The organism is Okeania sp., assembly GCF_983059655.1.
Window position 1 is genome coordinate 1 of the sequence record NZ_CEZPJD010000340.1, and the last position, 8333, is coordinate 8333.

Below are 8333 nucleotides of genomic sequence, written 5' to 3' on the forward strand. Positions count from 1 at the left end.
TTTTGACTTCCGCGTAGCGGCACTAATAATATGGATTTACGTTATCTCATTCCCTTTTTCGACCCCAAAGTCCAAACATGGGCTATAGAAGCTAGACTATTACGATGGTTAACATTTCTCTGGCTATTTATCGGTTTAGTAGTATTGTTTTCCGCTTCCTACCCCAGTGGTGCAACAGAATATGGAGACGGTCTATACTTTTTTAAACGACAATTAATATGGGTAATAGCAGGAATGGTGGGATTTAATGTGATTGTTTATACCCGCTTATCCACTATGCTGCAAACTGCCAAAATAGGCTTAATTCTCATTCTCACTCTCCTACTTCTAACCCTGATACCAGGAATAGGAACCACAATTAATGGTGCAACTCGCTGGATATCTCTAGGTCCAGTAATTATTCAACCATCTGAACTAATGAAACCTTTTTTGGTGCTACAAGCAGCTTATTTGTATAGCAGATGGAGTCGCTTGAGTTGGTTAGTGAGGATAATTTGGTTATGTACTTTTTCTTTGATACTAATATCTATCCTGCTACAACCAAACTTAAGTACCACTGCCTTATGTGGCATGATTCTATGGTTTATTGCCTTTGCTGCAGGACTACCTTACTTTTATCTGGGAGGCATTGCTTTAGCTGGACTTCTTTTAGCTACCATTAGCGTCAGCATTAATGATTATCAAAGGAGGCGAATTCTTTCTTTTACAAATCCTTGGGCAGATGCAATGGGGGACGGTTATCAGTTAATTCAAAGTCTACTAGCAGTCGCTTCTGGAGATATTTGGGGTAGTGGTTTCGGTTTATCTCAGCAAAAGCTACATTTTCTCCCTATTCCATATAGTGACTTTATATTTTCTGTTTATGCTGAAGAGTTTGGTTTTGTAGGAGCATTACTACTGTTACTTTTATTAGCTACATACAGTATTGTAGCTTTGAGAGTTGCTTTAAAAGCTACTAGAATGGAACATCAACTTGTAGCTATTGGAGTAATGATAGCTTTAGTCGGTCAGTCTTTCCTGAATATAGGTGTTGCGACTGGGATACTGCCAACTACAGGTTTACCATTACCAATGTTTAGTTATGGCGGTAGTTCAATGATTGGTAGTTTGTTGCTAGCTGGACTATTAGTTAGAGTAGCCAGAGAAGAAAATCAGGCAGATATTTTAATCTTGAAAGAACGTCGCTTACGAAGACAACGCTATGTTTCAACAATTAATAATTAATAATTAATAATTAATAATTAATAATTAGGGCTTGCTGATTAAATCTCAAAACATTTACTGATATAAGTTTTAGCCTTTTTAGGTCTAAAAAAGTGCGCAAGTTTTCAGTCTAAAATACTCAAAAAGGAGCGCATTTTGGGAGGATTATGGCAGAACAATCAAGGTACTATTCTTCTGACTATTTCTCCTGACTTCTGGATTCTGGCTCCTACCCTTACCAAAAAACTTTATGAGCGCAAACCCTAATTAATAATTACCTCGAGAGTGAAAACGGAATTGATTGACTAATCATGAAAAATTTTTCTTCTCTTGGTTAATTGGATATGGCTAGGTCTCCTCGCCATCCCTTGACCGCTTGTTTCTCCTTGTAAAGCAACAGCTCGCGGCGCTGCCAAGGAGAGGCTTTAAACCTTAGTTGTTCGGTAATAGAAATATCCAGAAAAGAGGAAGTAGGAAGTAGGAAGTAGGCAGTAGGAGGAAAGAATTGATAATTTCTGTTTTATAATTGATTTGATTTTTTTATTATCACGCCTATGTCTAATAAATATCTTCAGAAAATAGGAAAACCAGAACTGTGAAAATCGTGTATGGATAAAAATAGATTTTATTTTTGATTTGTGGAGATTCCTAATAATTTATTCGAGTAAGTTTAGTAATTAGTATTATTGACAAATCCAAACAAATCTGATGAGGATGCAAAAGCTTCATTTTTTAATATCAAATGACGGTCTTTATCTCTATCGATCCATCCTTGCTGTTGTAATTTTCCCAGAATTCTCGTGACAGTTACTCGTGTTGTACAAATAGCACCAGCAATATCTTGATGAGTCAAGCGAATACTTAACCGAGTACCATCAGTCACGGGCTGGCCAAATTCTTGCTTCAATAATAGTAATAATTGATGGAGACGGTCTTCTACTCGTCGTTGTCCGGCGATCGCTAATAAAGCCTCTGTTTGCCGAAATCGTCTTCCCAATTGAGGTAACAATTCTTGGGCTAATTTTGGGGAAGCCTCTATCTCGATCATTGTGTACCACATTAAACAAACATCTGACAAAGCATTTGCCCGATAAGTCTGCAAGTGGGAAAAACAACTACCAAAGCACATAGAAGGTCCACCCCATCCGAGTAGACCTTCTTCGCCTACTGGATAAAGAGTACTGAGTCGCACTAAACCCTGACAAATTTGCCAAATACCTTGCGACATTAAAGGTATTGTTTCTCCTTTATTAAAAAAGTGTAGATGACGTTCAGGGCTTTTATTATACTGATTATTCTCTATAATTGCTCTAGAAGTTTGAGCCATATTTATACATTCCAGTTTACATATACTAGTTTTATATACATAGAACTTACCCTATCCTAGAAAGGTAAAGATTAGGTAATTAAAAAATTAGTAATAGGTTAAACTTTTTTTACTATAGCAATCAGGAATCAGATGTGAGAATTTAGGTGTTCCTTTAAAGTATGTAAGATAGCAGTCATCTTAATTCTTATGTATTAGTTTTTTTCTTCCCTGTTGCCTCTTGCCAGATGAGCTGTTGCCTAAAAGTTTCCAATATCTCACAACTCAAATCATATTGCTATATCATTCTATGCAACTCAGAAAGGCAGTAGACACAAAAAATTTTTTTTAGATGAGAGAAATTTTATATATTTTCTGTTTCTTATTCAATCTTTGCCTACTACCAATTTTGGATAAATCAACTTCTTGCAAAAGTAAAAATCAAATACTCACTTCTTTTTTTTGTTTTTTCGGTGACCAAAAAATAAACTTCAGTATTTTCTTGCCTCTGGCTGAACCCAGAGGTACTGATAACTAAAATAATCTCTACAAGAAGTCTAATATACTAGAATTTGTCAAAACAATTGGGTCGCGCAACCCCGCCTTTTAAAGTGAAATATTTTTGGAGAGTTGCTCAAATTCCTGTTACAAAAATAACTTCTGTTTGCGGAGCATTCCGTAGGAAATTCAGAATTCTGACTTCTGGCTTCGTTAAATCGCAGGTCGCAATAATTCAGAACGGAAATTTTGGCGAACTTGAATATTAAGATATCGTCTTTGCAAAACCTGCCATTTTCGCCATGCTTGATGCCAACTTTGTTGTAATTGCTTCTCTAAAGTAGGAAGAACTTTTTCAATTTTAGATTTCAAAACATTTTCCAGAAACTCTCTTAAAACAACACCATCTTGAAGATCGCCGAGATATTCCTGAATTTCTTTCATATCTTTTAAATAAGCTTCATAAGTCGGGCCATAAAATTCCGTAAACAAACTCATCTGGTAACGAACCCGTTTTACTTCCTTACGCAGATTATGTAAATTTTCTTCATCTCTATCGCTAATACTTATAAAAGAAACATCATTATTAATTTTGATAACTTGATGCTGGGAATTAGTTTTTTGTAGTAAAAAATCCTGATTATTACTTGTTTTTAAGTCCTCTGTTTCAATACCTACCAACCAGCCAGGATGAAGCAGCAATTGACTAACTTCAGGTAATAATAAATCTGGTAATACTTCTTGAATAGGCAGGCGGGAAATACTTGTATAAATTGGGTTATCCAACCATTCCTGCAATCTTTGCTTCAACATTAAATAACTCTTATTTTCAAGTATTCTTCGTACTTTTTTAAAAGCATGACGACGTTGTTTTCGTAACTTCTGCATAACCTTATCTAGCTCTGCTTGTTCCTGAGGAGGTAAATTTGGTTGATAGCGATTTTGAAGGGCTTCTAAAAGAACATCTAAATCTCTTAAACCCCCTAAACAACGAGCAATTTTACCAATCTTTCCATCTTGAGCTGCTTTCGGCAAAGTGACAACTGGCCTGAAACCTTGAGCAGCAGAGCGTAAGCGACGCATACCTACACGCATTTGATGTAGTTCCTCTGGATCTAGATCTTTTAGTACCTCTGGTTCATGTCTGAGGGTTTTCTGAAAATGCTTTTCAAAAGCTAAGGATGCCCAGTCTCCAAGACTATTTACTTTCGGCAATACTTGTGTTGTCATAGTTAATTGAAACCCTAACTCAACTTTTGCAGTTACGTTTACGATATTCTGAAAAACTTTTATAATAACACTTTTTGTTGCTTTTTAACAGACTTCCTCGTATATTTTGATTTCCCAACAACTCCATTAGATATATCCAAAAATCAAAAATAAAATCAATTATCCTACATAAATTATCCGTTCTTTCCCCCTATTCCCTACTCCCTATTCCCTATTCCCTCTTTTCTGGAGATGTCTATTATTATGAGCTACACTTTCAAACATGAAAAAGTATGGCGTACATCATAAAAAAGTATTTTGATCGATTAAAATAATTTAAGTTAAAGATTCAGGCTTATTTAACAAAAATTTGTCTAATAATCAACTGTCAGCTATCATTTTTACTAAAGAAGCAGCCAATTTCCTAAAAATTAGGCACTGATGGATCAAATAGACATAAGCAATAAATGCAGTATCAGAACATCAGGTACTCAAGGTTCAGCTTCAGACGAACCTGGTAGCTTAATTATTGTGCAGCTTAATCACAACCTGCAATCTAGTTGTCCCACGAACTATCAGGGGGGTGACACTAGCTGAACAGGCCCGCAGCCACACAAGGGTCTCTAGACTGCAAGGATGCCATTCATTAATTGATAATTGATAATTGATAATGGATAATTGATAATTACCTCGGGTTTTAGCCGTTACAGAATTGAATATAAGGAAATATTATTTCTTCTCTTGGTCTCATGGATATGATGTAGGTTTCGGAGCCATCCCACCCTGCGGGAAGCTCCGCTAACGACCACTTTTCCCCTTAAAAAGAGAGGCGCATACCCAGAATTATTTAATTATTAATTATTCGGTAATGAAAGAAGTCAGAAGTCAGAAGTTATTTTTTTTACGGGGATTGGAGAAAGGCTCTAAAAACCCGATCGCCAATCAAGGCAGGGTTGCGCGACCCAATCCTGTTTGATAACTCCTGTAATTTGATCGATACAACAAATAGTAATTAGTCATGGAGTAAAGTTCTATTCTCCAAGACTTATGAACCTATTTAAACTTAGGATATCCCAGATGAGGGCTGCGCCGAATAACTTTGTTTAGCATTAACAAAAAATAATTTCTGTTGAAAGTTTTACCAAATATAGAATCCTTTAAATTTCATATTTGGCAATTCATTGGCAATTCAGAGGAATTTAAACAAATCAACGCAAATCTAGATAAATTAACAGATTTATTTTATGAATGTCAGCGAGCTTTTAAGCGCAAATGAACTATTAATTAGACACTCCAAAGGAGAAAGAAATTTTCAAGGAGCTAACCTAGTTGCAGTGAATTTAGGTGCAGCTAACCTTAATCGAAGTAATTTAAGTAATGCTAGTTTCAAAGATTCTTACCTAGCTAAAACTAAACTAATTGGAGCTAATCTAGTTGGTGCAGATTTTAGTAATGCTAATCTCTCTGAAGCTAAATTAATTGAAGCTAATTTGAGCGCTACGAGCTTTACTAAAACTACTCTTATTGAAGCCGACTTAACTGGAGTAATTTTGAGTGGGGCTATTTTTTCAGCAGCAGATTTAACAGAAGCTATTCTGATTGGCACAAGCATGGTCGGAACTTGTTTGCTGAATGGCTCAAAACTGACTCAAGCTAACCTAACAGGAGCTACCCTCAGTCGTGCTATTCTCAGTGGCGCAGACTTAACTAAGGCCACTTTGAATCGGGTAATTATGAGTGAGGTAGACCTAAGTGGCACTTTATTAAATGAGGCAAGTTTAATTAGAGCTTATCTACAACGAGGAAATCTCAGTGGTGCAAAATTAATCAAGGCAGATTTAACAGAAGTAACTTTGGCAGAGGCTAACCTTTGTGCTGCTGACTTAACTGAGGCAGACTTACAAGGGGCCAATCTGAGCAATGCTAATTTAAGCGGAGCAAATTTGAGTGGAGTTAATCTACAAGGAGCAAATCTTAGCAATACTAATCTCAACAGTGTTAATCTTGAACAAGCAGACCTCCGAGCTGTTGACTTGAGTAAAGCTAACTTAAGAGGTGCTAACTTAAAAGCGGCTAATCTCTCAGGAGCAAATTTATTAGAAGCTGACTTGCGAGGCGCTAACTTACAGAAAGCTAGTCTTTGTGGTGCCGGTTTATTGCTAGTATCTCTTAAAGGTGCTGACTTGAAAGAAGCTTGTTTGTGTCGTGCTAACTTGATTGGGTCTAGTTTAAATCTTTCTGCTCTTCAGGATGTTTGCTTAAAAGAAGCAATTATGCCGAATGGTTCAACTTACAAATAGAGTTAAAATAGATCTATACAGAAAATTTTGCTTTGCCCCACAGGATTAAACTGTGGTTAGTCAATAGGAATAAAATGCATAATGATTAGGCGTTTGACCAGTGCTGAAACGACCTTAATTAGAATCCCACATCCATCATTAATATGTGGGAAAATAGTCAAATTAATTACTTATAATTCAAAAATACCAAAATTTTGTGGTAAAATAAAAAATTGGAGACCTTAATCGGGTGGAGGTATAACCGCGCAGAATGAAACAATTGGGAACCCATCTAGTCGTTGATGCTTGGCAGTCCCCTGCAGAGCTGCTCAACGATCCTGAACGTATCCGTCGCTCTTTAATTGATGCAATTACAGCAGGAGGAGCAACCCTCATAGATTTATGTGTTCATCAGTTTAGCCCTCATGGAGTAACTGCGACGGCAACACTAGCAGAATCTCATATTGCTATCCATACATGGCCAGAGTTAGGTTACTTTGCTGCTGACTTATTCTTTTGTGGTCATGGAAACCCACATAAAGCTATAGAGATTCTAGAAACCGCTCTCCAAGCTAAACAAATAAAATTGACTGAGATTAAGCGTGGTTTTGACCCTGGGATGGGAGTCCAAGATACTTCGATAACAGATAGTGATGTTAATAGTTTGACGCAAACGAGTTTAGCTAGAGGATTAACAACCAATCTAAGTTAATTGCAACTAGAGTAAATATATGCTTGGTTTAGATTAATAATCCCACGACGCAAGCCGTGGGGTTATAGATTATCATAATGTATTTGAGTCCGTAATTTCTTAAGATATAAGAATTTAATATTGCAGTGGCAAAGCGGAGCATTATCGTTGATTTAAAATTGGGCGTACAACCCAATAGCCAGCACCAAATGCAGCAATTACAATCAAGCAAATAGCAACTATTAACCAAATTCCATTCAGTTCAGATACTTGCCTGGAATTATAATTTCTACTGTAGCGACTTCTATCTTGTTCCTCTGTAAATAGATACTCTGGAGAATCTGGATCGTCTATTTTTTTAGACTCGGTAAATGGTAGAGAAGGTGAGGCAGATGATGTTTCAGGAGCATCTACCTCAAAATCAGAGTTAAAAGAATTATCTCTAAAAGTATCTACTCTAAGTTGAGAGTTGGGAAAAGAAGATACTTGAGGTTGAGTTACTTGAGTTACAAGCAGGGAAGAATTCAGAGTTTCTTGTAACTGTGTCGCAGATTGAATAACTTTTTCAAATTCTCTTTTGAGTTTTTGATTTTGCTGGATTAATTGATCGTTATGAACTTTGAGTGATTCTAGCTTAATTTGAGTTGCTTGTAGTTCAGCAGTAGCTTCTCTATATACAGAAATAGGTACAGATGGAGAGTAGTTATTTTCGGGATTATGTCCCATCTGATTAGATGCGCTAATATTTTGCATTATTTTACTATTATGATATTTTTCAATCATTATGGCGGATAATTAGTGAAATTAGACAAATAAAATAGAAATTCGTCAAGTTACTATTACTATTAAAGAAAAATATTCACTTATACAAATAGACATCTCCATATTATTGATTATTTAATTAGGGCTTGCTGATTAAATATCAAAGCATTTACTGATATTGGTTTTAGCCTTTTTAGGAAAGTTTAGTATTTTAGGTAAGAGTTGGGCAGAAAAATCATTCTTACAATTCTTATTCCTACCTCCTCGCTAATTCCCATTTCTCCTGTCTCCTGTCTCCTACTCCAGCAAAAAGACTTTTTCAGCAAACCCTAATTAATATCTATGAATTATTCTGAAACTAACCATGAACTTTCTCAAGAATCTA

General features: G+C 36.1%; 6 protein-coding genes. 3 read left to right on the top strand and 3 right to left on the bottom strand.

What is annotated here, in order from left to right:
- The first annotated feature begins 30 nt into the window (after positions 1-30).
- On the top strand, positions 31-1224 hold the full coding sequence (locus tag AC3DU7_RS18515) for an FtsW/RodA/SpoVE family cell cycle protein (RefSeq protein ID WP_488040789.1): 1194 nt from the start codon (positions 31-33) through the stop codon (positions 1222-1224).
- Positions 1225-1873: 649 nt separating this feature from the next.
- Here the strand turns inward: AC3DU7_RS18515 and AC3DU7_RS18520 are convergent.
- Positions 1874-2530, bottom strand: a complete 657-nt coding sequence (locus AC3DU7_RS18520) for a Crp/Fnr family transcriptional regulator (protein WP_488040790.1) — start codon at positions 2528-2530, stop codon at positions 1874-1876.
- 690 nt (positions 2531-3220) lie between these two features.
- Positions 3221-4237, bottom strand: a complete 1017-nt coding sequence (locus tag AC3DU7_RS18525) for a CHAD domain-containing protein (protein WP_488040791.1) — start codon at positions 4235-4237, stop codon at positions 3221-3223.
- A gap of 1223 nt (positions 4238-5460) precedes the next feature.
- On the opposite strand from AC3DU7_RS18525, the gene AC3DU7_RS18530 reads away from it, so the two are divergent.
- Both AC3DU7_RS18530 and speD read left to right on the top strand, forming a co-directional pair.
- Positions 5461-6516, top strand: coding sequence for a pentapeptide repeat-containing protein (locus AC3DU7_RS18530; RefSeq protein ID WP_488040792.1), 1056 nt, complete (start codon positions 5461-5463; stop codon positions 6514-6516).
- A gap of 250 nt (positions 6517-6766) precedes the next feature.
- Positions 6767-7207: an adenosylmethionine decarboxylase gene (gene speD / locus AC3DU7_RS18535; RefSeq protein WP_488040793.1), complete on the top strand. Its 441-nt coding sequence runs from the start codon at positions 6767-6769 to the stop codon at positions 7205-7207.
- Between the two features lie 141 nt (positions 7208-7348).
- Here speD and AC3DU7_RS18540 read toward each other — a convergent pair whose 3' ends face one another.
- Complete coding sequence (locus AC3DU7_RS18540; protein ID WP_488040794.1) at positions 7349-7939, bottom strand: hypothetical protein; 591 nt, start codon at positions 7937-7939, stop codon at positions 7349-7351.
- Positions 7940-8333 lie beyond the last annotated feature (394 nt).

Coding starts and splice junctions, on each gene's coding strand:
- AC3DU7_RS18515 (WP_488040789.1), top strand. CDS start 31: ATGGATTTACGTTATCTCATTCCCTTTTTCGACCCCAAAGTCCAAACA.
- AC3DU7_RS18520 (WP_488040790.1), bottom strand. CDS start 2,530: ATGGCTCAAACTTCTAGAGCAATTATAGAGAATAATCAGTATAATAAA.
- AC3DU7_RS18525 (WP_488040791.1), bottom strand. CDS start 4,237: ATGACAACACAAGTATTGCCGAAAGTAAATAGTCTTGGAGACTGGGCA.
- AC3DU7_RS18530 (WP_488040792.1), top strand. CDS start 5,461: ATGAATGTCAGCGAGCTTTTAAGCGCAAATGAACTATTAATTAGACAC.
- speD (WP_488040793.1), top strand. CDS start 6,767: ATGAAACAATTGGGAACCCATCTAGTCGTTGATGCTTGGCAGTCCCCT.
- AC3DU7_RS18540 (WP_488040794.1), bottom strand. CDS start 7,939: ATGCAAAATATTAGCGCATCTAATCAGATGGGACATAATCCCGAAAAT.